The sequence below is a fragment of the Pseudomonas guangdongensis genome (genome assembly GCF_900105885.1).
Lineage (GTDB): Bacteria > Pseudomonadota > Gammaproteobacteria > Pseudomonadales > Pseudomonadaceae > Geopseudomonas > Geopseudomonas guangdongensis.
Map to the genome: position 1 here is coordinate 1274104 of NZ_LT629780.1, position 22450 is coordinate 1296553.

Genomic DNA, 22450 nt, shown 5'->3' on the forward strand with positions numbered 1-22450 from the left:
CGCGAAACATTCCGTTGGTCGGCACGGTTCTGCCTATTGAGAAAGTAAATGGGAGTAACTATCATTTTTCGCCATTACTCCCCCTCAACGAGGCGCGCTCCATGCAGGCAAACAAGCAGCTCCTGGCAGCCCTGATGCTGACCACCCTGGCCGGTACCGTTCAGGCCGCCGACGAAGTCGTGGTCTACTCCTCGCGGATCGACGAGCTGATCAAGCCGGTGTTCGACCAGTACACCGCCAAGACCGGGGTCAAGGTCAAGTTCATCACCGACAAGGAAGCCCCGCTGCTGGCCCGCCTCCAAGCCGAAGGCGCCAACACCCCGGCCGACCTGCTGATCACCGTGGACGCCGGCAACCTCTGGCAGGCCGAGCAGATGGGCGTGCTCAAGCCGATCCAGTCCAAGGTCATCGAGGCCAACATCCCCAGCCAGTACCGCTCCAGCGGTAACGCCTGGACCGGCCTGTCGCTGCGCGCGCGGACCATCGTCTACTCCACCGAGCGGGTCAAGCCCGAGGAGCTGTCCACCTACGAGGCGCTGGCCGACGAGAACTGGGACGGCCGCCTGTGCCTGCGCTCGGCGAAGAAGGTCTACAACCAGTCGCTGACCGCCACCCTGATCGAGACTCACGGCGCCGAGAAGGCCGAGCAGATCGTCAAGGGCTGGGTCGCCAACCTGGCCACCGATCCGTTCGCCGACGATACCGCGCTGATCCAGGCCATCGACGCCGGCCAGTGCGACGTCGGCATCGTCAACACCTACTACTACGGCCGCCTGCACAAGGAGCAGCCGGACCTCAAGGCCAAGCTGTTCTGGCCGAACCAGCAGGACCGCGGCGTCCACGTCAACCTGGCCGGCGCCGGCGTTACCGCGCACGCCCCGCACGCCGCCGCCGCGCAGCAGCTGCTGGAGTGGATGACCACCCCGGAAGCCCAGGCAGTGTTCGCCGGCGTCAACCAGGAGTTCCCCGCCAACCCGAAGGTCCAGTCCTCCGCCGAGGTGTCCGCCTGGGGCGAGTTCAAGGCCGACAGCATCCCGGTGGAAGTGGCCGGCAAGCGCCAGGCCGAGGCAATCCGCCTGATGGATCGCGCAGGTTGGAACTGATTCGCGTCCGCTAACGGTTATATACTCGACGCCCCGGCCCTGGCCGGGGCGTTTTCGTTCTGGTGCCGTGGCGTCGCGGGCGTTGCGGTGAGTCGTTCCGGGTGCCCTCGCGGTGCCGCAGTCTTGTCGAGGAATCCGCGTGAGCCACTTAGCCCAACGCCGCTGGTATCCGCCGGTGGTGCTGATCGCCGCCCTGGTGCTGTTGCCGCTCAGTGTCCTGCTGCTGAGCTGGGGCGAGGTGGACGGCGAGATCTGGAGCCACCTGTGGGATACCCAGATGCCGCGCCTGCTGGGCAACACCCTGAGCCTGGTGCTCGGCGTCGGCAGCGGCGTGGTGCTGCTCGGCGTCAGCCTGGCCTGGCTCACCGCGCTGTGCGAGTTTCCCGGGCGCAAATGGCTGGACTGGGCGCTGATGCTGCCCTTCGCCATCCCCGCCTACGTGCTGGCCTTCGTCTTCGTCGGTCTGCTGGACTTCGCCGGGCCGGTGCAGAACCTGCTGCGCGAGCTGTTCGGCAGCGGCCTGCGCCTGCCCAGGGTGCGCTCCACCGGCGGGGTGATCACCGTGCTGGTGCTGGTCTTCTACCCCTACGTCTACCTGCTGGCGCGCAACGCCTTCCTCGCCCAGGGCCGCGGCCTGATGGAGGCGGCGCGGGTGCTCGGCCTGTCGCCCTGGCAGGCGTTCTGGCGGGTCGCCCTGCCGATGGCGCGCCCGGCGATCGGCGCCGGCCTGGCGCTGGCGATCATGGAGACCCTGGCCGACTTCGGCGCGGTCTCGGTGTTCAACTTCGACACCTTCACCACCGCCATCTACAAGACCTGGTACGGCTTCTACAGCCTGTCCAGCGCCACCCAGCTGGCCAGCCTGTTGCTGCTGGTGGTGATGCTGGCGCTGTACGTCGAACGCCGCTCGCGCGGCGCCAGCCGCGCCGGCAACGAGCGGGCACGCAGCGCGCCGCTGTACCGCCTGCGCGGCGTCAAGGCGCTGGCCGCCAGCGCCTGGTGCGGCCTGGTGTTCCTCTGCGCCTTCGTGGTGCCGATGCTGCAGCTGCTCGCCTGGTTCTGGCAGCGCGGGCGTTTCGATTTCGACGAGCGCTACCTCGGGCTGATCCTGCACACCCTCTACCTGGGCGGTCTGGCTGCGCTGGTCACCGTGACGGTGGCCATGCTGCTGGCCTTCGCCCGCCGCCTGACGCCGACCCGGCGCATGCACGGGCTGGTCGGCCTGGCCAACCTCGGCTACGCGCTGCCCGGCTCGGTGCTGGCGGTCGCGCTGATGCTGGCCTTCAGCTGGCTGGACAACCGCCTGGTGATCCCGCTGTCCAGCGCGCTGGGCGGCGCCGGCAAGCCGCTGCTGCTGGGCAGCCTCTACGCCCTGCTGCTGGCCTATCTGGTGCGCTTCATGGCGGTGGCCTACGGGCCACTGGAAGGCAGCCTGGCGCGCATCCGCCCGTCCCTGCCGGAGGCCTCGCGCAGCCTCGGCGTCGGCGGTGCGCGGCTGTTCGGCCGGATCTACCTGCCGCTGCTGCTGCCCGGCACCCTGAGTGCGGCGCTGCTGGTGTTCGTCGACGTGCTCAAGGAGATGCCGGCGACCCTGCTGATGCGCCCGTTCGGCTGGGACACCCTGGCGGTGCGGGTGTTCGAGATGACCAGCGAGGGCGAGTGGGCGCGTGCCTCGCTGCCGGCGCTGAGTCTGGTGCTGGTCGGCCTGCTGCCGGTGATCGGCCTGATCCGCCGTTCGGCGCGCCGCTACGGCTGATCCGCCGGGCGCATGGCCGCGCGCATGTTCCGTTCACGGTTTGCGGCTACAATGCGCGCCATTCGACGCCCGGAAGGAGATCCCATGGGACAGCGTACTCCCCTCTATGACCTGCACGTGGCGCTGGGCGCCAAGCTGGTCGATTTCGGCGGTTGGGACATGCCGCTGCATTACGGTTCGCAAGTCGAGGAGCATCATCAGGTGCGTCAGGACTGCGGCGTCTTCGACGTCTCCCACATGACCGTGGTGGATGTCGCCGGCGCCGAGGCCCAGGCCTTCCTGCGCCGCCTGCTGGCCAACGACGTGGCGCGCCTGGAGGCCCCGGGCAAGGCCCTGTACAGCGCCATGCTCAACGAGGCCGGCGGGATCATCGACGACCTGATCGTCTACCGCAGCGCCGCCGGCTACCGTCTGGTGGTCAACGCCGCCACCCACGACAAGGACCTGGCCTGGATGCGCGCGCAGAGCGAAGGCTTCGCCGTCGAGCTGCACGAACGCGACGACCTGGCAATGCTCGCCGTGCAGGGCCCCCACGCCCTGGAGCGCTGCGCCGAGCTGGTGACCCCGCCGCGCGCCAGCCTGATCCGCACCCTGCAGCCGTTCCACGGCCAGGCCGAAGGCGACTGGTTCATCGCCCGCACCGGCTACACCGGCGAGGACGGCCTGGAGATCCTCCTGCCGGCCGACGAGGCGCCCGGCCTGCTCAACGACCTGGTCGGCGCCGGCATCGCCCCGGTCGGCCTCGGCGCGCGCGACACCCTGCGCCTGGAAGCCGGGCTCAACCTCTACGGCCAGGACATGGACGAGACGGTCACCCCGCAGGCCGCCAACCTCGGCTGGACGGTGGCCTGGGAGCCGGCCGAGCGCGATTTCATCGGTCGCGCCGCGCTGGAGGCGCAGCGCGCCGCCGGCGGCGCGGAAACCAAGCTGGTCGGCCTGGTGCTGGAGGAGCGCGGCGTGCTGCGTGCCCACCAGGCGGTGCGCGTCGAGGGGCTCGGCGACGGCGAGATCACCAGCGGCAGCTTCTCGCCGACCCTCGGCAAGTCGATCGCCCTGGCCCGCGTGCCGGCCGGCACCGGCGAGCGCGCCGAGGTGGAAATCCGCGGCAAGTGGTACCCGGTACGGGTGGTCAAGCCGGCCTTCGTGCGCCACGGCAAGCCGCTGATCTGAGGAGGCGGGGCGTAGCCGCGGCGGCTGCGCCCGTGTAACGTGATGCCATCTTCCCTGCCGGCCGCGCCCCGGCACCGAACCGCACAAGGACTCCGACCATGAGCAACACTCCCGCCGAACTGCGTTACGCCGCCAGCCACGAATGGGCCCGCCTGGAAGCCGACGGCAGCGTCAGCGTAGGCATCACCGACCACGCCCAGGCCGCCCTGGGCGACGTGGTGTTCGTCGAGCTGCCCGACCTCGGCCGCCAGTTCGCCGCCGGCGAGCAGGCCGGCGTGGTCGAGTCGGTCAAGGCCGCCTCCGACGTCTACGCGCCGCTGGCCGGCACGGTGATCGCCGTCAACGAGGCGCTGGCCGACGCCCCCGAGGCGATCAACGCCGAGCCCTACGCCGCCTGGTTCTATCGCCTGCAGCCGGTCGACGCCGCCGAGCTGGACAAGCTGCTCGACGCCGCCGCCTACCAGGCCAGCTGCGACGCCTGATCCCCGATCCCGCCGGTAGCCCGCTGCCGGCGGGTTGCCGGCTCCCTGCCTGTGCCTCCGGCTGCCGCCGCGGCCGGAATCCTGCGGAGTCCGTGCCATGTCCCAGCCCCGTCCCGCCGACCTGCTGCAACCCGAAGCCTTCCTGCACCGCCACCTCGGCCCGGATGCCGACGAGCAGCGCGCCATGCTCGCCGCGCTCGGCCTCGCCAGCCGCGCCGAGCTGATCGGCCAGGCCCTGCCGGCGGCGATCCGCCTGCGCGCCCCGCTGGCCCTGCCGCCGGCCCTCGACGAGCAGGCCGCGCTGGCCCGCCTGCGCGGCTACGCCGAGCAGAACGAGCGCTGGACCAGCCTGATCGGCATGGGCTACCACGCCACCCACACCCCGCCGGTGATCCTGCGCAACGTGCTGGAAAACCCCGGCTGGTACACCGCCTACACCCCCTACCAGGCGGAGATTTCCCAGGGCCGCCTGGAGGCGCTGCTGACCTTCCAGCAACTGACCTGCGACCTCACCGGCCTGCCGCTGGCCGGCGCCTCGCTGCTCGACGAGGCCACCGCCGCCGCCGAGGCGATGGCCATGGCCCGGCGGGTGGCGAAGAGCGCCAGCCAGCGCTTCTTCGTCGACGAGAACTGCCACCCGCAGACCCTCTCGGTGCTGCAGACCCGCGCCGCCGGCTTCGGCTTTGAGCTGGTGGTCGACGCGCCGGAGCGTCTCGGCCAGCACGAGGTGTTCGGTGCCCTCTTGCAGTACCCCGACACCCACGGCGAGATCCGCGACCTGCGCCCGCTGATCGAGCAACTGCACGCCCGGCAGGCGCTGGCCTGCGTGGCCTGCGACCCGCTGGCCCTGCTGCTGCTCACCCCGCCCGGCGAGCTGGGCGCCGACATCGCCCTGGGCAGCGCCCAGCGCTTCGGCGTGCCGCCGGGCTACGGCGGCCCGCACGCGGCGTTCTTCGCCTGCCGCGAGGAGTACAAGCGCGCCATGCCCGGGCGGATCATCGGCGTGTCGAAGGACGCCCGCGGCCAGCCGGCGCTGCGCATGGCCCTGCAGACCCGCGAGCAGCACATCCGCCGCGAGAAGGCCAACTCCAACATCTGCACCGCCCAGGCGCTGCTGGCCAACATGGCCGCCTTCTACGCCGTCTACCACGGCCCGGCGGGGCTCAGGCGCATCGCCGGGCGCGTGCAGTGGCTCACCGCGATCCTCGCCGCCGGCCTCGAACGCGGCGGCATCGTCCGCCTCAACCGCTGCTTCTTCGACACCCTGACCCTGGAGGTCGGCGGCGCCCAGCAAGCGATCCTCGACAGCGCCCAGGCGGCGCGGATCAACCTGCGCATCCTCGGCCGCGGGCGCCTCGGCGTCAGCCTCGACGAAACCTGCACCCTGGACACCGTGGCGCAGTTGCTGCGGATCTTCCTCGGCGTAGGTCACGGCCTCGACCCCGCCGTGCTGGGCGACGATCCGGCGCTGCCCGGCGGCCTCCCCGCCGCGCTGGCGCGCACCTCGGCACTGCTCGAACATCCGCTGTTCAACCGCCACCACAGCGAGACCGCCATGCTGCGCTACCTGCGCCGCCTGCAGGAGCGCGACCTGGCGCTGGACCGCAGCATGATCCCGCTCGGCTCCTGCACCATGAAACTCAACGCCGCCAGCGAGATGCTGCCGGTCAGCTGGCCGGGCTTCGCCGAGCTGCACCCCTTCGCGCCGCGCGAACAGGCGCGCGGCTACGCACGGCTGTTCGCCGACCTGCAGGCCTGGCTGGCGGCGATCACCGGCTTCGACGCGATCAGCCTGCAGCCCAACTCCGGCGCCCAGGGCGAATACGCCGGGCTGCTGGCGATCCGCGCCTGGCACGCCAGCCGCGGCGAGGCGCAGCGCGACATCTGCCTGATCCCCGCATCGGCCCACGGCACCAACCCGGCCAGCGCGGCGATGCTCGGCCTGCAGGTGGTGGTGGTCGACTGCGACGGCAGCGGCAACGTCGACCTGCCCGACCTCGCGGCCAAGGCCGCGGCGGCCGGCGCGCGGCTGGCCTGCCTGATGATCACCTATCCCTCGACCCACGGGGTGTTCGAGGAAGGCATCGGCGAGATCTGCGCAGCGATCCACGCCCACGGCGGCCAGGTGTACATGGACGGGGCGAATCTCAACGCATTGGTCGGCCTGGCCCGCCCGGCCGACTTCGGCGCCGACGTGGCGCACATCAACTTGCACAAGACCTTCTGCATCCCCCACGGCGGCGGCGGCCCGGGCATGGGGCCGATCGGCGTCAAGGCGCACCTGGCGCCGTTCCTCGCTAACCACCCCGTCGTCGAACTGGATGGCCCGCGGCCCGGCAACGGCGCGGTCAGCGCTGCGCCCTGGGGCAGCGCGGGGATCCTGCCGATCAGCTGGATGTACATCGCCATGCTCGGCCCGCAGCTGCGCGAGGCCAGCGAGGTAGCGATCCTCAACGCCAACTACCTGGCCGCGCGCCTCGACGGCGCCTACCCGGTGCTCTACCGCGGCCGCCACGGCCGGGTGGCCCACGAGTGCATCCTCGACCTGCGCCCGCTCAAGGCGGCCAGCGGGATCGGCGAGGAGGACGTCGCCAAGCGCCTGATGGACTACGGCTTCCACGCGCCGACCATGTCCTTCCCGGTGCCCGGTACCCTGATGATCGAACCCACCGAGAGCGAATCCAAGGCCGAGCTGGATCGCTTCGTCGAAGCCATGCTGGCGATCCGTGCCGAGATCGCCAAGGTCGAGTCCGGCGAGTGGCCGGCCGACGACAACCCGCTCAAGCGCGCGCCGCACACCCTGGCCGACGTCACCGCCGAATGGAGCCGTCCCTACAGCATCGCCGAAGCGGTGACCCCGACCGCCCATACCCGCGCGAGCAAGTACTGGCCGGCGGTCAACCGGATCGACAACGTGCTGGGCGACCGGCAACTGGTCTGCGGCTGCGGGGCGCTGGAGGACTGGCGGGGGTAGGCGGGAAGCTGGGCCGTCGCATGGCGCGGAGCGGCATTGCCGGAGCCGGTCTCGTTGGCTGGCGGCAACGGCTTGCGGGAGGCGGGTTGGAAAGTCGCCGACCCCCGAAAACGACTCAGGCCCGCAGCGAGGCGGGCCTGAGCGTTGTGCATGTGGTGGGCCCAGCAGGGCTCGAACCTGCGACCAAGCGATTATGAGTCGCCTGCTCTGACCAACTGAGCTATAGGCCCCAACGGGATGCTGCGCGATCCGGGCGGGGCAGGGCGCGGGGTGTCGTCCTGGCCGCCTGCCGGGCTCCCGTGGCGGGGAGCCTGTGCAGCAGAGCGGCGCGATTATAGCGATGCCCGTGTGTCGGCGCCAAGGGTGACGTCCCGGGCGACCAGGAAGCGCTCGGCGAAGGCCTCGGCCGGCAGCGGTCGGCTGAGCACGTAGCCCTGGATCTGCTGGCAGCCTTCGAGGGCGAGGAAGCGTTCCTGGGACTTGGTTTCCACCCCCTCGGCGATCACCGTCAGCTGCATGCTGCGGCCCAGGGCGATGATGGCGCGGGCGATGGCGGCGTCGTTGGGGTCGTCGGGCAGGCCGTCGACGAAGGACTTGTCGATCTTCAGGGTGTCGATGGGCAGGCGCTTGAGGTAGCTGAGCGAGGAGTAGCCGGTGCCGAAGTCGTCGATGGCCAGCTGCAGGCCCAGTTCGCGCAGGCTTTGCAGCACCGGCAGCGCTTCCTCCTTCTGGCTCATCACGAAGGTTTCGGTGATTTCCAGTTGCAGCTTGTCGGGGCTCAGCCCGCAGGACTGCAGCAGTTCGCCGATGCGCGCGCTCAGGTGCGGCTGGCGCAGTTGCGGGCCGGAGAGGTTGACCGCCAGCGGGCCGAAGTCGGCGTAGCAGGCCTGCCAGGCGGCCATCTGCCGGCAGGCCTGTTCCAGCACCCAGTCGCCCAGTTCGACGATGCTGCCGTTTTCCTCGGCGATGGCGATGAAACGGTCCGGCGGCACGTCGCCGAGGGTCGGATGGTGCCAGCGCAGCAGGGCCTCGGCACCGACCAAACGGGCGTCGTTGAGGCATTGCTTGGGCTGGTAGTGCAGGCTCAGCTCGCCGCGCTCCAGGGCGCGGCGCAGGTCGTTCTCCAGGTTCATCCGCTCGGTGGCCTGGAAGCTCAGGTCGGCGCTGTAGAACTCGAAGCGGTTGCGGCCCTTGGCCTTGGCCCGGTACATGGCGGCGTCGGCGTTCTTGACCAGGGTGGCGACGTCCTCGCCGTGCTCGGGGAACAGGCTGACGCCGATGCTCGAACTCATGAAGAACTCGTGCTCGCCGGCGCGGAACGGGCGGGCGAAGGCGCTCATCAGCTTGTTGGCGACCAGCTCGACGTCCTCGATGCAGTGGACGCTGGGCATCAGCACGATGAATTCGTCGCCGCCCAGGCGCGCCACGGTGTCGACTTCGCGCAGCTGTTCGCGCAAGCGGCGGGCGATGCCCTTGAGCAGCAGGTCGCCGACCGGATGGCCGAGGGTGTCGTTGATGTGCTTGAAGCGGTCGAGGTCGAGGAACAGCACGGCGCCGCGGCGTTGCTCGTTGAGCGCCTCGTCGAGGGCCATCTGCAGGTGGTTCTCGAACAGCAGGCGGTTGGGCAGGCCGGTCAGCGGGTCGTGGTGGGCCTGGTAGTCGAGGCGCGCCTGGGCATGCTTGAGCGGGGTGATGTCGGCGAACACGGCGACGAAGTGCGTGGTTTCGCGGCTGCCGTTGCGCACCGCGCTGATGGTCAGCCAGGCCGGGTAGGGCTCGCCGTTCTTGCGCCGGCTCCAGATCTCGCCCTGCCAGTGGCCGTCCTGCTCGATGCCGAGGTGGATTTCCTGGCGCAGTTCCTGGTTGTGCTGGGAGCCGGCCAGCAGCTGGGTGGTCTGGCCGAGGGCCTCGCTCTCGCTGTAGCCGGTGATGGCGCTGAAGGCGCGGTTGATCGCGACGATGTGCTGCTCCAGGTCGGTGATCATCACGCCTTCGGCGGTGTTCTCGAATACCGCGGCGGCCTGCTGGAGCTTCTCCTGCATGCGTTCGCGCTCGGTGATGTCGCGGATGATGCTCAGCAGGCAGGCCTGGCCGTCGATCTGCAGCGGCTGGGCGCTGAGTTCGCACAGGCGCAGCTGCTGCGCGCGGTTGCGGATCTGCACGACCATGTGCTGCACGCTGCCCTCCTGCTCCAGGCGGCGCAGCAGGCGCTTGCGTTCCAGGGCGTTGGGCCACAGGCCGATGCTCAGGGTGGTGTGCCGCAGGGCTTCCTCGCTGGCGTAGCCGGTGATGCGGGTGAAGCCGGGGTTGACGTCGAGCAGCTGGCCGTCGTGCAGGCGGGTGATCATCAGGCCATCCGGGGTGGCGCAGAAGGCCTTGGCGAACTTCTCCTCGGAGAGGCGCAGCTGCTGGCGCGTCTGGCGCAGCGCGGCGAGATCGCGCAGCGCCACGACCAGCGCCGGCTGGCGGCCGAGCTGCAGGTGGCGGGCCGAGAGCAGGCCGTTGAACTCGCTGTCGGCGCCGCACTGCAGGCTGATTTCCAGGTTCTGCACCTCGCCGGCCTGCAGGCGCTGCAGCAGCTGCTCGCCCTGGCGGGGATCGCCCCAGATCGGCAGCTCGCTGACCGGGCGTTCGGCGAGCTGGCGGGCGTCGAGTCCGCTGTGGTGGGCGAAGCAGTGGTTGGCGGCGAGGATGCGTCCGTCGTCGCGGTCGAGCAGCAGCATGATGTCGGGGCTGTGCAGGAAGGCGTTGCGGAACAGCTCCTGGCTGCGGCGCTCCTCGTCGATGTCGATCAGCAGGCCGGCCAGGCCGGGGCCGTCGGGTAGCGCGCGGAAGCTGGCCAGGCTCAGCACCCAGCGCAGCCGGCCGTCGGCGCCGATCAGCCTGTGGCTGTGGCGCAGCAGCGGCGCCTCGGCGCTGACCGCGCGGTAGGCGGCCAGAGTGGCCTCGGCATCGTCGGGATGCAGGGTACGGCCGAGGAAGTCGGCGTCGAGCCAGGCGTCGGCCGGATAGCCGAGCAGCGCCTCGACCTGGCCGGACATGTGGCTGAAGCGCAGGTCGGCCTGGCGCATTTCCCAGCTGGCCAGGGGCAGGCGGGCGAGGCTCTGCGGATCGCCCGGCAGGCCCGGATGGCGCTTGCGTTCGGCGAGCAGATGCCGTGCCCGCTGCAGGCGCTGTCGGTAGCCGAGGGCTACGAGGGTCGCCAGCAGGGCGGACAGGGCGGCGAGGAGGGCTGGCGTGTCGGCCTCGGCGGACATCCAGTCGGCGAGGGCGGCATGGCAGGGCGGGGCGAGCAGCAGTGCCAGGCACAAGGTGGCCGGAGCCTTCAGGCGCAGCATGACGGTCCCTCGATTGCGCGGTTGTCGCGAAAGTGTAGAAGCTCGCCTGCCGCCGTGCGTAAAAAAGCCCCGGGACCTTGCGGTGCCGGGGCTTGTCACGAGCCGTCGCGCTTACTCGTCGAGGAACGAGCGCAGGTGTTCGCTGCGGGTCGGGTGGCGCAGCTTGCGCAGCGCCTTGGCCTCGATCTGGCGGATGCGCTCGCGGGTGACGTCGAACTGCTTGCCGACTTCCTCGAGGGTGTGGTCGGTGTTCATGTCGATGCCGAAGCGCATGCGCAGCACCTTGGCTTCGCGGGCGGTGAGGCCGCCGAGCACTTCGCGGGTGGCTTCCTTGAGGCTTTCCACGGTCGCCACGTCGATCGGCGACTGCATGGTGGAGTCCTCGATGAAGTCGCCCAGATGCGAATCCTCGTCGTCGCCGATCGGCGTCTCCATGGAGATCGGCTCCTTGGCGATCTTCAGCACCTTGCGGATCTTGTCCTCGGGCATGTCCATGCGCTCGCCCAGTTCTTCCGGAGTCGGCTCGCGGCCCATCTCCTGGAGCATCTGCCGCGAGATGCGGTTGAGCTTGTTGATGGTCTCGATCATGTGCACCGGGATGCGGATGGTGCGCGCCTGGTCGGCGATCGAGCGGGTGATCGCCTGGCGGATCCACCAGGTGGCGTAGGTCGAGAACTTGTAGCCGCGGCGGTATTCGAACTTGTCCACCGCCTTCATCAGGCCGATGTTGCCTTCCTGGATCAGGTCGAGGAACTGCAGGCCGCGGTTGGTGTACTTCTTGGCGATGGAGATCACCAGGCGCAGGTTGGCCTCGACCATCTCCTTCTTGGCGCGGCGTGCCTTGGCCTCGCCGATCGACATGCGGCGGTTGATTTCCTTGATCTCGGCGATATCGAGATCGAGTTCCTGCTGCAGGTCGATGAGGGTCTGCTGGCAGGCCTTGATGTCATCCTGCAGGCGGGCGATGGCTTCGGCGTATTTGGCCTTGCCGGCGGTCAGGCCGTCGATCCAGCCGAGGTCGGCTTCGTTGCCGGGGAACAGCTTGAGGAAGTCGGCGCGCGGCATGCGCGCATCGCGCACGCACAGCTGCATGATGGCGCGTTCCTGGGCGCGTACGCGGTCGAGCGCGTCGCGGACCATGACGACCAGCGCGTCGAACTGCTTGGGCACCAGCTTGATCGGCATGAACAGCTCGGCCAGCGCGTCCAGCTCGGCATCGCCCTGGGCGCTGCCACGGCCGTGCTTCTTGAGAATCTTGCGGGCCTTTTCCAGCTGCTCGGCCACGGCGCCGAAGCGGCGGGCGGCTTCTTCCGGGTCGGGGCCACCGTCGCCCTCTTCCTCGGTGTCGGTCTTCTCCTCGCCGTCCTCTTCCTCGTCGTCGTCGCTGGCGGCCGCGGGGGCTTTGGCGACCGGCGGCGGTACCGCCTCGCTCTCGGCGGGCAGGCTGCCGTCGTCGGGATCGATGTAGCCGCTGAGGACGTCGGAGAGGCGTCCGCCTTCGCTGACGATGCGCTGGTATTCGGCGAGAATGCTTTCTACCGAGCCCGGGAAGCGGGAGATGGCCGCCATCACTTCGCGCAGGCCTTCCTCGATGCGCTTGGCGATTTCGATCTCGCCTTCGCGGGTGAGCAGCTCGACGGTACCCATTTCGCGCATGTACATGCGCACCGGGTCGGTGGTGCGGCCGATGTCGCTCTCCACCGCGGCCAGGGCGGCGGCGGCTTCCTCGGCGGCGGCCTCGTCGGTATCCGCCTCGGCGAGCAGCAGGGCATCGGCATCCGGGGCAGTCTCGAATACGTTGATGCCCATGTCGTTGATCATGCGGATGATGTCTTCGACCTGTTCCGGATCGGAAATGTCTTCCGGCAGGTGGTCGTTGACCTCGGCATAGGTCAGGTAGCCCTGCTCGCGACCGCGGGCGATCAACTCTTTGAGACGGGATTGCTGTTGCGCTTTTACGGACATGTTCACCCTATCCACTGAAGGTCTTGGCGGGCTGAAAAGAAGCCGAGGATTATAGCCGAATCGGGGGGTCAGGTGCCAGATGGCCCCGGCGATGCGCTGCTGGTACTCCGGCTCAGCAGGTCGCGCAGGCGGAGCTTTTCCTCCGCGCTGAGTTCGCTGTGCCGCGCTTTGCGCAACAGGCCTTCGAGGCTGCGCTCACGCTGGCGGGCTGCCAAGGTAGTTATAGTGTCGAAAAACTGTTGTTCAAGGTTGTCGCGACTGATCAGCCATTCCTTTTCCGCCAGGCTGCGCAGCAGGCGGCCCTGCTCGGTGCCGTGCCAGCGTGCCAGCAGTTGCAGCGAATTCTGCTGCGGATGCTTCTGCAGCGATTCCAGCAGGGATACCAGCAGCTGGGCGTAGGTGTCGTCTTCGGCGGCGAAGTGTCCGGCATCCTCGACCTTCTGCGCCAGTTGCGGGTGATGCAGCAGGGTGCGCAGGGCGCCCAGGGTCGGCGATTCGACACCGGCGCCGCGGCGCGGCGGCAGGATCGCCGGCGGTTCGCGGCGCTGCCAGGAGCGGGCGCCTTTCCATTCGTCGCCGCCCGCGCGCGGGTCGCGCCACGGCTGTGCGCTGGCCGGCGGCGCTGCGGCGTCGTGGCCGAGGTGGGCGGGTGGTGCGCTCGGGCGCTCGGCGTGCTCGCCGAGCGTCGCCGGGTCGAGGCCGGTCAGTTCGCCGAGGCGCTGGCGCATCAGGGCGCGCAGGTTGGCGCCGGGCAGGCGCTCGATCAGCGGCATCGCCAGGGTGGCCAGGTGCGCCTTGCCCTCCAGGGTGCTGGGGTCGGCTTCCTCCATCAGGTGACGAAAGAAGTAGTCGGCCAGCGGCTGGGCCTGCTGGTGGATGCGCGCGCGGAAGGCGTCGGTGCCCTCGCGGCGCACCAGGCTGTCCGGATCCTCGCCCTCGGGGAGGAACAGGAAGCGCACCCGGCGGCCGTCCTGCAGGTTCGGCAGGCAGGACTCCAGGGCGCGCCAGGCGGCGTTGCGTCCGGCGCTGTCGCCGTCGAAGCAGAACAGCAGGCTCGGCACGACGCGGAACAGGCGCTTGATGTGTTCCTCGCTGGTGGCGGTGCCGAGGGTCGCCACCGCGTTGCGCAGGCCCTGCTGGGCCAGGGCGATGACGTCCATGTAGCCCTCGACCACCAGGATTTCGTCGAGGTCGCGGCTGCTCTTGCGCGCTTCGTAGAGGCCGTAGAGTTCCTGGCCCTTGTGGAACACCGGGGTTTCCGGCGAGTTGAGGTACTTGGGCTTGTCGTCGCCGAGCACCCGGCCGCCGAAGGCGATCACCCGGCCGCGGCTGTCGCGGATCGGGAACATCACCCGGTCGCGGAAGCGGTCGTAGCGCTTGCCGCTGTCGGCGTTCTCGATCAGCAGTCCGGCGTCGATCAGCGCCTTCTGCTGCAGGCTGTCGCCGCCCAGGTGCTTCATCAGGTTGTCCCAGCCGGGCGGGGCGAAGCCGAGGCCGAAGTCGCGGGCGATCACCCCGGACAGGCCGCGGCCCTTGAGGTAGTCGACCGCCGCCTGGCGGGCCGGGTGGCTCTTCAGCGCCTGGCGGTAGTAGCCGGCGGCGGCCTCCAACAGCGGGTAGAGCGGCGAGTCGCCGCTCTGGCGGGGGCGCTGGCCGGGGCGCGCGTCCTCGCGTGGCACGTCGAGCCCGGCGCGCTTGGCCAGATCCTCGACCGCCTGGGGGAAGTCCAGGTGGTCGTGCTCCATCAGGAAGCTCAGGGCGTTGCCGCCGGCGCCGCAGCCGAAGCAGTAGTAGAACTGCTTGTCCGGGCTGACGCTGAACGAGGGGGTCTTTTCCTGGTGGAACGGGCAGCAGGCGCTGTAGTTCTTGCCGGTCTTCTTCAGCTGCACGCGCGAGCCGACCACTTCGACGATGTCGGTGCGGTTGAGCAGGTCGTCGATGAAGCGTTGCGGGATCAGGCCGGCCATGGGGTGCTCGTCTGCGGACCGTTCAGCCGCAGGTGCGGGCTGGCGGGCGGGATTGGAAGCGCTCGGCAATGCAAAAAACTCCGGGCCTTGCCGGGGCAAGTCGGAGTGGCGGTGGATCTAAAGCAAACACCCGGCCTGGGCCGGGTGTGCATGCGAACTGACTGACTGAGTCGGAACTCAGTACAGACGCTCGCGGCGGCGCTGCTCGCGCTGCACTTTCTTGGCGTGGCGCTTCACGGCAGCCGCGGCCTTGCGCTTGCGCTCGGCGGTGGGCTTTTCGTAAAACTCGCGGCTGCGCACTTCGGCCAGTACACCGGCTTTTTCGCAGGAGCGCTTGAAACGACGCAGGGCTACGTCGAAGGGTTCGTTCTCTTTAACTTTGACGGCGGGCATCCAGGTCGTACCTTCACTGATTACCGAGTATGAATGGTGCAATCCAGCAAAAAGGCTCGGGAGGCACCGGTTCTCAAGGGCTGCGGATATTACCCCCTTGCCGGGGGGAATGCAAAGCTTCGCGTGGCGAAAAGCGCCGGCCGGCGGTCTGCCGGGACGCTGCGAGTGCTTGGTGTCGGCCGGTCTGGCGCTTATCATGCGCGGTTTATCACCCCCTATCAGGGCGAAACGAGGCGATTTGCCGATGCGAGTGCTGGGCCTGGAAACCTCCTGCGACGAAACCGGCGTTGCGCTGTACGACAGCGAGCGCGGCCTGCTGAGCGATGCGCTGTTCAGTCAGATCGACCTGCACCGGGTCTACGGCGGTGTGGTGCCCGAGCTGGCCTCGCGCGATCACGTCAAGCGCATGCTGCCGTTGATCCGCGAGGTGCTCGACGGCGCCGGCTGCCGCTTCGCCGACATCGACGCGGTGGCCTATACCGCCGGGCCGGGCCTGGTCGGTGCGCTGCTGGTCGGTGCCTCCTGCGCCCAGGCGCTGGCGCTGGCCTGGGGGGTGCCGGCGGTCGGCGTCCACCACATGGAAGGCCACCTGCTGGCGCCGATGCTGGAGGAAACCCCGCCCGAGTTCCCCTTCGTCGCCCTGCTGGTGTCGGGCGGGCATACCCAGCTGGTGTGCGTCGACGGCATCGGCCGCTACGAGCTGCTCGGCGAGTCGCTGGACGATGCCGCCGGCGAGGCCTTCGACAAGACCGCCAAGCTGATCGGCCTGGGCTATCCGGGTGGCCCGGAGATCGCTCGCCTGGCCGAGCGCGGCACGCCGGGGCGCTTCGTGTTCCCGCGGCCGATGACCGACCGGCCCGGCCTGGCGTTCAGCTTCAGCGGGCTGAAGACCTTCGCCCTCAACACCTGGAAGCAGTGCGAGCGCGAGGGCGGCGACCTCGAACAGGCGCGCGCTGACATCGCCTTGGCCTTCCAGCAGGCGGTGGTGGAGACGCTGACCATCAAGTGCCGGCGCGCACTCAAGCAGACCGGCCTGCAGCGCCTGGTGATCGCCGGCGGGGTGAGCGCCAACCAGGCGCTGCGTCAGGCGCTGGAAACCATGCTCGGCGAGCTCAAGGGCCAGGTGTTCTACGCGCGGCCGCGTTTCTGCACCGACAACGGCGCGATGATCGCCTATGCCGGCTGCCAGCGCCTGCTGGCCGGTCAGCACGAGGGGCCGCAGATCCAGGTGCAGCCGCGCTGGTCGATGGAGAGCCTGCCGGCGGTCTGAGGACGCGCGGTACTCAGCCGAGCAGTGAGCGTTCGCGGCCCTGGCGCAGGGCCCGCAGGTTGTCGCGATGGCGCCAGACGATCAGTATGGACAGCAGGCCGAGCGGCCACAGCAGCTCCGGCTGTTGCCAGGCCAGCAGCGGCAGGCTCAGCGGCGTGGCGCTGAGCGCCGCCAGCGAACTGATGCGGGTCAGGGCGAAGACCAGCAGCCAGACGCCCAGCGCCAGCAGCGCGGCCGGCCAGTAGAGCCCCAGCAGCAGCCCGGCGGCGGTGGCCACGCCCTTGCCGCCGCGAAAGTGGAAATACAGGGGATAGAGATGCCCCAGCACGGCGGCCAGGCCGATCCAGGCCTGCTGCAGCGGCGGCAGCTCCGCCTGGCGGGCCAGCAGTACCGGCAGCAGGCCCTTGCCCAGGTCGCCGAGCAGGGTCAGCGCCGCGGCGCGCTGCCCGGCCAGGCGCAGCATGTTGGTGGCGCCGGGATTGCCCGAGCCGCCCAGACGCGGATCGCCGCTGCCCAGCCAGCGGCCGAGCAGCACGGCGAACGACAGAGAACCGAGCAGATAGGCAAGCAGTGCCAGCAGCCAGGGCATGAGCGATTCCGGGGGCGGCAAAGCCCTGATTCTAACGATGCGCCACGACCTTGTCGTGGCACGAAGAGGGTAGCGTGGACATAGTCTTCATCGACGGGCTGGAAGTCGACACCGTGATCGGCGTGTACGACTGGGAGCGCGGCATTCGCCAGTGCCTGACCCTGGACCTGCAGCTGGGCTGGGACATCCGCCCGGCGGCGGCCGGCGACGACCTGGGCGCGGCCCTCGACTACGCGGCGGTCAGCGCGCGGGTGCAGGCGTTCGCCGCCGCCAGCAGCTTCCAGCTGGTGGAAACCTTCGCCGAGCGGCTCGCCGCGCTGCTGATGACCGAGTTCGGCATCGCCTGGCTGCGCCTGCGTCTGACCAAGCCCGGCGCGGTGCCGGCGGCGCGCGGCGGGGTGGGTGTGGAGATCGAACGCGGATGCCGCTGACCACGGTGTTTCTCGGTCTGGGCAGCAATGTCGACCGTCACCGCCACCTGTGTGCGGGCCTCGATGCGCTTGCGGCCTTCCTCGTCGACCTGCGCTGTTCTCCGGTGTTCGAGAGCGAGCCGGTGGGCATCCGCAGCGGGCCATTCTACAACCTGGCGGTGCTGGCGCAGACCGACCTGCCGCTGGCCGAGCTGGATCGCCGGCTCAAGGCCATCGAGGCGGACAACGGTCGCTACGCGCCGGATCGCAAGGGGTTGCCGCTGGATATCGATGTGCTGCTCTACGACGACCTGATCGGCGACTTCGACGGCCTACAGCTGCCGCGCGCGGAGATTCTGCGCAACGCCTTCGTGCTCTGGCCGCTGGCCCTGCTGGCCCCTGCGGCGCGGCACCCGGCCGAGGGGCGCAGCTTCGCCGCGCTGTGGCAGACGGCGTGCATCGGTCAGCGGCTGTGGCCGGTGTCCTTCGTCTGGCGCGGCGTCGAGCTGACCCCGGCCGAGTTGCGGGCGGCCTTCCCGGCTCCGTAGGGTGCCCGTGCGCACCACTCCGGACACCTCTGTCAGGACGCGGCGCTCCTTACGGCGCCTTGGCGCGTCGCTCCTCGCGAAAGACCTTGAGCGCCGCGAGGCGCGCGCGCTTGAGCGCCTCGCCCAGCTCCGCCCCCTTGAATCCCTGCGCCAGCAGCGGCTGCACCGCCACACCGCGCGCCACGGCGGCGGCGGCACGCAGGTAGTCGGCTTGCGGATAGGCGCGCTGCTCGAAGCCGAGGCGGCCGCGGGCGTCCATCTCGCAGGCGGCGAGGAACTGCTCGAAGCGCTCCGGGCGGCGGTACAGATCGAAGTGCTGGAACAGCTCGGCCAGGGTCTGCGCGCGCAGCTCCAGGGCGCGATGGGCGTGGGTGTGGTATTCGCCGACCAGCAGGGCCAGCTCGGCGCACTCGCGCGGCGCCTTGCAGCGTGCGTTGACCGCTTCGATCAGCGGCAGACCGCGCTGTTCGTGGGCGATGTGTCGCGGCCAGTGGCGCGGGTCGGTGAGGCCCTTGCCCAGATCGTGGAGCAGGCAGGCCCAGCGTACCGCCAGCGGCTGGGCGTGCTCGGCACACTGGCGCAGCACCATCAGCACATGCACGCCGCTGTCGACTTCCGGGTGATGGCTGGCGGTCTGCGGCACGCCGAACAGCGCGTCGACCTCCGGCAGCAGCGCGCGCAGCGCGCCGCAGTCGCGCAGCACCTGGACGAACAGGTCGGGGCGCGGCTCCAGCAGGGCGCGCTCGGTTTCCTTCCATACCCGCTCGGCGGTCAGCGCGGCCAGTTCGCCCGAGGCGGCCAGTTCGCGCATCAGCGCCAGGGTCTCGTCGGCGACGCGAAAGCCCAGCGGCGCGTAGCGGGCGGCGAAGCGGGCGACGCGCAGCACCCGCAGCGGGTCCTCGGCGAAGGCCGGCGAGACATGGCGCAGCAGGCGATCGGCGAGGTCGCGCTGGCCGCCATAGGGGTCGATGATCCGCCCGTCGGCGTCCTCTGCCATGGCGTTGACCGTCAGGTCGCGGCGGATCAGGTCCTCTTCGAGGGTCACCTCGGGGCTGGCATGGAAGACGAAGCCGCCATAGCCGCGCCCGCTCTTGCGTTCGGTGCGCGCCAGGGCGTACTCCTCGCCGGTCTCGGGGTGGAGGAACACCGGGAAATCGGCGCCCACCGGGCGAAAGCCGCGGGCGAGCAGCTCCTCGGCATGGGCGCCGACCACCACCCAGTCGGTTTCCGTGACGGGGCGGCCGAGCAGGCGGTCGCGCACGGCGCCGCCGACCTTGTAGATCTGCATGGACTGTCCTGAAGGCTGCGGGGGCGCACAGGATACCCCGCGCCATCGGCGGGTCGGTAATGCCGCTGGGCGCAGGGCCGGGCACGCGCATGAGGTCGCCGCGGCGCTGCGAGCAGTCCGGCCTCGCCTTGAGGCGGCGTTGCCGGGCGCGGGCGATCGCAGCGAGGGCACTGCGCCCACGGGGTTCGCGGGCGCATCGGACGTCCCTGCACCCGCCTCGCGATCCGTGAACTGCGCCATGCCGGCGGGACGACCTTGAGCGGACTCAGGCCGGAGGGGCGGGGCCGGCGCGGCCTCAGAGCGGACGGACGCCCACCTCGGCGTCCGCCTCGCGCTCGCGGCGCGGCGGCACGTGCTGGACGTTGAGGCGCTGGTCGCCGTGCATGCTTTCCAGGTGCACGTCGAAGCCCCACAGGCGGTGCAGGTGCTTGAGCACATCCTCGGTAGAGCTGCCCAGCGGCTTGCGGTCGTGCTGGTAGTGGCGCAGGGTCAGCGAGCGGTCGCCGCGCAGGTCGACGTTCCAGACCTGGATGTTCGGCTCGCGGTTGCCGAGGTTGTACTGCCCGGCCAGCAGCTCGCGGATGCGCCGGTAGCCGCTGTCGTCGTGGATCGCCTCGACCAGCAGCTCGTCCTTCTGGTCGTCGTCGAGGATGCCGAACAGGCGGAAGTCGCGGATCACCTTGGGCGAGAGGAACTGCAGGATGAAGCTCTCGTCCTTGAAGCTCTGCATGGCGAACTTCAGGGTGGCCAGCCAGTCGCTGCCGGCGATGTCGGGGAACCAGCGGCGGTCCTCCTCGGTCGGTTCCTCGCAGATGCGGCGGATGTCGCGGTACATGGCGAAACCCAGCGCGTAGGGGTTGATGCCGCTGTACCAGGGACTGTCGAAGGCCGGCTGGTAGACCACGCTGGTGTGGTACTGGAGGAATTCCATCATGAAGCCGTCGGTGACCAGGCCCTCGTCGTACAGGTCGTTGAGCAGGGTGTAGTGCCAGAAGGTCGCCCAGCCCTCGTTCATCACCTGGGTCTGGCGTTGCGGGTAGAAGTACTGCGCGATCTTGCGCACGATGCGCACCACCTCGCGCTGCCAGGGTTCGAGCAGCGGCGCGTGCTTCTCGATGAAGTAGAGGATGTTCTCCTGCGGTTCGGCCGGGAAGCGCTTGCCGTCGCCGCCGTGCTCCTTGCCGGCGCCCTTGGGAATGGTCCGCCACAGGTCGTTGACCTGGCGTTGCAGCTGCTCCTCGCGGTCCTTCTGGCGGCGCCGCTCTTCCTCGGCGGAGATCGGGTAGGGGCGCTTGTAGCGGTCGACGCCGTAGTTCATCAGCGCGTGGCAGGAGTCGAGCAGGTCTTCCACCGCGTCGATGCCGTGGCGCTCCTCGCACTGGCTGATGTACTGCTTGGCGTAGACCAGGTAGTCGATGATCGAGCTGGCGTCGGTCCAGCTGTGGAACAGGTAGTTGCCCTTGAAGAAGCTGTTGTGGCCGTAGCAGGCGTGGGCGACCACCAGGGCCTGCATGCAGATGGTGTTTTCTTCCATCAGGTAGGCGATGCAGGGGTTGGAGTTGATCACGATCTCGTAGGCCAGGCCCATCTGGCCGCGCTTGTAGCCCTTTTCGGTGGCGAGGAAGTGCTTGCCGTAGGACCAGTGGTGGTAGCCGATGGGCATGCCGACCGAGGCGTAGGCATCCATCATCTGCTCGGCGGTGATCACCTCGATCTGGTTGGGGTAGGTGTCCAGCGCGTAGCGTTCGGCGATCCGGGCGATCTCCCGGTCGTAGGCGCGGATCAGCTCGAAGGTCCATTCCGAGCTGGTGGACAGGGGCTGGCCCTTGTGGGCGCGCGGGCTCATGCGGCGACCCTCCTCTGGAACAGGGCGCGGAACACGGGGTAGATGTCGGCGGCGGACACCAGTTGCTGCTGGGCGAAGCTCTCCGGGAAGGCTTCGCCGACCTGCAGATACTCGTGCCACAGCGCCTGGTGCTCGCGCGGGGTGATTTCGACGTAGCTGAAGTACTGTACGAACGGCATGATCTGGCGCAGCAGGATGTCGCGGCACACCGGCGAGTCGTCGTTCCAGTTGTCGCCGTCGGAGGCCTGGGCGGCGTAGATGTTCCACTCGTGGGCCGGGTAGCGCGCGGCCATCACTTCCTGCATCAGCTTGAGGGCGCTGGAGACGATGGTGCCGCCGGTCTCGCGCGAGTAGAAGAACTCCTGCTCGTCGACCTCCTTGGCGCTGGTGTGGTGGCGGATGAACACCACCTCGATCTTGTCGTAGCTGCGCTTGAGGAACAGGTAGAGGAGGATGAAGAAGCGCTTGGCGATGTCCTTGGTGGCCTGGGTCATCGAGCCGGAGACGTCCATCAGGCAGAACATCACCGCCTTGGAGGTCGGGTTGGGCTGCTTGACCAGCAGGTTGTACTTGAGGTCGAAGGTGTCGAGGAACGGCAGGCGCTCGATGCGCGCGCGCAGCCCGGCGATCTCCTCCTCCAGGGCGCGGATGTCGCCGAAGTTGTCCGGCTCCTCGATCTTCAGGCGCTCCAGTTCGACCTTCAGCTCGCGCAGGCGGGCGCGGCTGGAACCGGTCAGGGCGATGCGTCGGGCGTGGGCCGAGCGCAGGGTGCGCACGATGTTCAGCCGCGCCGGGGTACCCTCGCTGCTGATCCCGGCGCGCACGGTCTTGAAACTGTCGATACCGGTGAGATGCTTCTTCACCAGATTGGGCAGGGCGAGATCCTCGAACATGAAGTCGAGAAACTCCTCCTGGGTGATCTGGAACACGAAGTCGTCCATGCCTTCGCCGGAGTTGCCGGCCTTGCCCTGACCCGCGCCACCCCCACCGCTGCCGGAGGGACGGGGGATGCGTTCGCCGGTGACGAACTCCTTGTTGCCGGGGTGGACGATGGTCTGCCGGCCGCCGCGGCCGTGGTGCCAGACCGGCTCGTCGATGTCGCGGGAGGGGATGCTGATCTGCTCGCCGTGTTCCATGTCGGTGATCGAGCGGCGGCTGACGGCTTCCTCCACCGCTTTCTTGATGTGGTCGCGATAGCGGCGCAGGAAACGCTGACGGTTCACCGTGCTCTTGTTCTTACCGTTCAGTCGCCGGTCGATGACGTAACTCATGACGTACTCCCGTGCGGGCGGGGAGGCGGAGGCAACGCCCGGAGCGCGTGGCGCTCCGGGGTCGGTCTGTTCCTAGGGTA

Annotated in this window: 16 protein-coding genes and 1 tRNA gene; 8 read left to right on the forward strand and 9 right to left on the reverse strand. The window is 69.4% G+C overall.

Annotated features, from left to right (window positions below):
- Positions 1–101: 101 nt before the first annotated feature.
- The 5 genes from BLU22_RS06120 (at position 102) to gcvP (ending at position 7485) form a co-directional block, all read left to right on the forward strand.
- The gene (locus BLU22_RS06120; RefSeq protein WP_090212927.1) at positions 102–1103 is read left to right on the forward strand and encodes an extracellular solute-binding protein; all 1002 of its coding nucleotides are present in this window, start codon (positions 102–104) and stop codon (positions 1101–1103) included.
- 139 nt (positions 1104–1242) lie between these two features.
- Positions 1243–2859 carry an ABC transporter permease gene (locus BLU22_RS06125; RefSeq protein ID WP_090212929.1) on the forward strand — a complete coding sequence of 539 codons (1617 nt, stop codon included), beginning with the start codon at positions 1243–1245 and terminating at the stop codon, positions 2857–2859.
- 84 nt (positions 2860–2943) lie between these two features.
- Positions 2944–4029 (forward strand): glycine cleavage system aminomethyltransferase GcvT, encoded by a 1086-nt coding sequence (gene gcvT, locus BLU22_RS06130; protein ID WP_090212930.1) that lies wholly within the window; start codon positions 2944–2946, stop codon positions 4027–4029.
- Positions 4030–4127: 98 nt separating this feature from the next.
- Positions 4128–4511, forward strand: a complete 384-nt coding sequence (gene gcvH, locus BLU22_RS06135; RefSeq protein WP_090212932.1) for a glycine cleavage system protein GcvH — start codon at positions 4128–4130, stop codon at positions 4509–4511.
- A gap of 97 nt (positions 4512–4608) precedes the next feature.
- The gene (gcvP, locus tag BLU22_RS06140) at positions 4609–7485 is read left to right on the forward strand and encodes an aminomethyl-transferring glycine dehydrogenase (protein WP_090212933.1); all 2877 of its coding nucleotides are present in this window, start codon (positions 4609–4611) and stop codon (positions 7483–7485) included.
- 153 nt (positions 7486–7638) lie between these two features.
- Here the strand turns inward: gcvP and BLU22_RS06145 are convergent.
- The 5 genes from BLU22_RS06145 to rpsU all read right to left on the reverse strand — a co-directional run bounded on the left by BLU22_RS06145 (position 7639) and on the right by rpsU (position 15148).
- Positions 7639–7715 (reverse strand) — tRNA-Ile (locus BLU22_RS06145).
- Positions 7716–7817: 102 nt separating this feature from the next.
- A complete protein-coding gene (locus BLU22_RS06150; RefSeq protein WP_090212935.1) occupies positions 7818–10823 on the reverse strand; it encodes an EAL domain-containing protein in 3006 nt (1001 codons plus the stop codon).
- 111 nt (positions 10824–10934) lie between these two features.
- Positions 10935–12788, reverse strand: coding sequence for an RNA polymerase sigma factor RpoD (gene rpoD, locus BLU22_RS06155; protein ID WP_090212936.1), 1854 nt, complete (start codon positions 12786–12788; stop codon positions 10935–10937).
- Positions 12789–12856: 68 nt separating this feature from the next.
- Positions 12857–14755, reverse strand: a complete 1899-nt coding sequence (gene dnaG / locus BLU22_RS06160) for a DNA primase (protein ID WP_090212938.1) — start codon at positions 14753–14755, stop codon at positions 12857–12859.
- A gap of 177 nt (positions 14756–14932) precedes the next feature.
- Positions 14933–15148, reverse strand: a complete 216-nt coding sequence (rpsU, locus tag BLU22_RS06165) for a 30S ribosomal protein S21 (RefSeq protein ID WP_003085057.1) — start codon at positions 15146–15148, stop codon at positions 14933–14935.
- A gap of 244 nt (positions 15149–15392) precedes the next feature.
- Between rpsU and tsaD the strand changes: the two genes are divergently transcribed.
- Positions 15393–16418: a tRNA (adenosine(37)-N6)-threonylcarbamoyltransferase complex transferase subunit TsaD gene (gene tsaD / locus BLU22_RS06170; protein ID WP_090212939.1), complete on the forward strand. Its 1026-nt coding sequence runs from the start codon at positions 15393–15395 to the stop codon at positions 16416–16418.
- A 13-nt stretch (positions 16419–16431) separates the two neighbouring features.
- Here tsaD and plsY read toward each other — a convergent pair whose 3' ends face one another.
- Positions 16432–17007 carry a glycerol-3-phosphate 1-O-acyltransferase PlsY gene (plsY, locus tag BLU22_RS06175; protein WP_090212941.1) on the reverse strand — a complete coding sequence of 192 codons (576 nt, stop codon included), beginning with the start codon at positions 17005–17007 and terminating at the stop codon, positions 16432–16434.
- A 74-nt stretch (positions 17008–17081) separates the two neighbouring features.
- On the opposite strand from plsY, the gene folB reads away from it, so the two are divergent.
- Together folB and folK are read left to right on the forward strand one after the other, a co-directional pair.
- Positions 17082–17438, forward strand: a complete 357-nt coding sequence (gene folB / locus BLU22_RS06180) for a dihydroneopterin aldolase (RefSeq protein ID WP_090212942.1) — start codon at positions 17082–17084, stop codon at positions 17436–17438.
- On the forward strand, positions 17429–17965 hold the full coding sequence (gene folK / locus BLU22_RS06185) for a 2-amino-4-hydroxy-6-hydroxymethyldihydropteridine diphosphokinase (protein ID WP_090212944.1): 537 nt from the start codon (positions 17429–17431) through the stop codon (positions 17963–17965). The genes folB and folK overlap by 10 nt, the downstream gene beginning before the upstream one ends.
- Before the next feature lie 49 nt (positions 17966–18014).
- Here folK and BLU22_RS06190 read toward each other — a convergent pair whose 3' ends face one another.
- From BLU22_RS06190 to BLU22_RS06200, 3 genes are all read right to left on the reverse strand, one after another.
- Positions 18015–19253 (reverse strand): multifunctional CCA addition/repair protein, encoded by a 1239-nt coding sequence (locus tag BLU22_RS06190; RefSeq protein WP_090212946.1) that lies wholly within the window; start codon positions 19251–19253, stop codon positions 18015–18017.
- 295 nt (positions 19254–19548) lie between these two features.
- Positions 19549–21099 carry a SpoVR family protein gene (locus BLU22_RS06195; protein ID WP_090212948.1) on the reverse strand — a complete coding sequence of 517 codons (1551 nt, stop codon included), beginning with the start codon at positions 21097–21099 and terminating at the stop codon, positions 19549–19551.
- Positions 21096–22370 carry a YeaH/YhbH family protein gene (locus BLU22_RS06200; RefSeq protein WP_090212950.1) on the reverse strand — a complete coding sequence of 425 codons (1275 nt, stop codon included), beginning with the start codon at positions 22368–22370 and terminating at the stop codon, positions 21096–21098. Before BLU22_RS06200 ends, BLU22_RS06195 begins: the two co-directional genes overlap by 4 nt.
- Positions 22371–22450 lie beyond the last annotated feature (80 nt).

Bases quoted from the DNA above. Each gene is read 5' to 3' on its own strand.
- BLU22_RS06195 (WP_090212948.1), bottom strand. From the start codon at position 21,099: ATGAGCCCGCGCGCCCACAAGGGCCAGCCCCTGTCCACCAGCTCGGAA.
- BLU22_RS06190 (WP_090212946.1), bottom strand. From the start codon at position 19,253: ATGCAGATCTACAAGGTCGGCGGCGCCGTGCGCGACCGCCTGCTCGGC.
- BLU22_RS06120 (WP_090212927.1), top strand. From the start codon at position 102: ATGCAGGCAAACAAGCAGCTCCTGGCAGCCCTGATGCTGACCACCCTG.
- dnaG (WP_090212938.1), bottom strand. From the start codon at position 14,755: ATGGCCGGCCTGATCCCGCAACGCTTCATCGACGACCTGCTCAACCGC.
- BLU22_RS06150 (WP_090212935.1), bottom strand. From the start codon at position 10,823: ATGCTGCGCCTGAAGGCTCCGGCCACCTTGTGCCTGGCACTGCTGCTC.
- rpsU (WP_003085057.1), bottom strand. From the start codon at position 15,148: ATGCCCGCCGTCAAAGTTAAAGAGAACGAACCCTTCGACGTAGCCCTG.
- folK (WP_090212944.1), top strand. From the start codon at position 17,429: ATGCCGCTGACCACGGTGTTTCTCGGTCTGGGCAGCAATGTCGACCGT.
- gcvH (WP_090212932.1), top strand. From the start codon at position 4,128: ATGAGCAACACTCCCGCCGAACTGCGTTACGCCGCCAGCCACGAATGG.
- tsaD (WP_090212939.1), top strand. From the start codon at position 15,393: ATGCGAGTGCTGGGCCTGGAAACCTCCTGCGACGAAACCGGCGTTGCG.
- gcvP (WP_090212933.1), top strand. From the start codon at position 4,609: ATGTCCCAGCCCCGTCCCGCCGACCTGCTGCAACCCGAAGCCTTCCTG.
- rpoD (WP_090212936.1), bottom strand. From the start codon at position 12,788: ATGTCCGTAAAAGCGCAACAGCAATCCCGTCTCAAAGAGTTGATCGCC.
- gcvT (WP_090212930.1), top strand. From the start codon at position 2,944: ATGGGACAGCGTACTCCCCTCTATGACCTGCACGTGGCGCTGGGCGCC.
- plsY (WP_090212941.1), bottom strand. From the start codon at position 17,007: ATGCCCTGGCTGCTGGCACTGCTTGCCTATCTGCTCGGTTCTCTGTCG.
- BLU22_RS06200 (WP_090212950.1), bottom strand. From the start codon at position 22,370: ATGAGTTACGTCATCGACCGGCGACTGAACGGTAAGAACAAGAGCACG.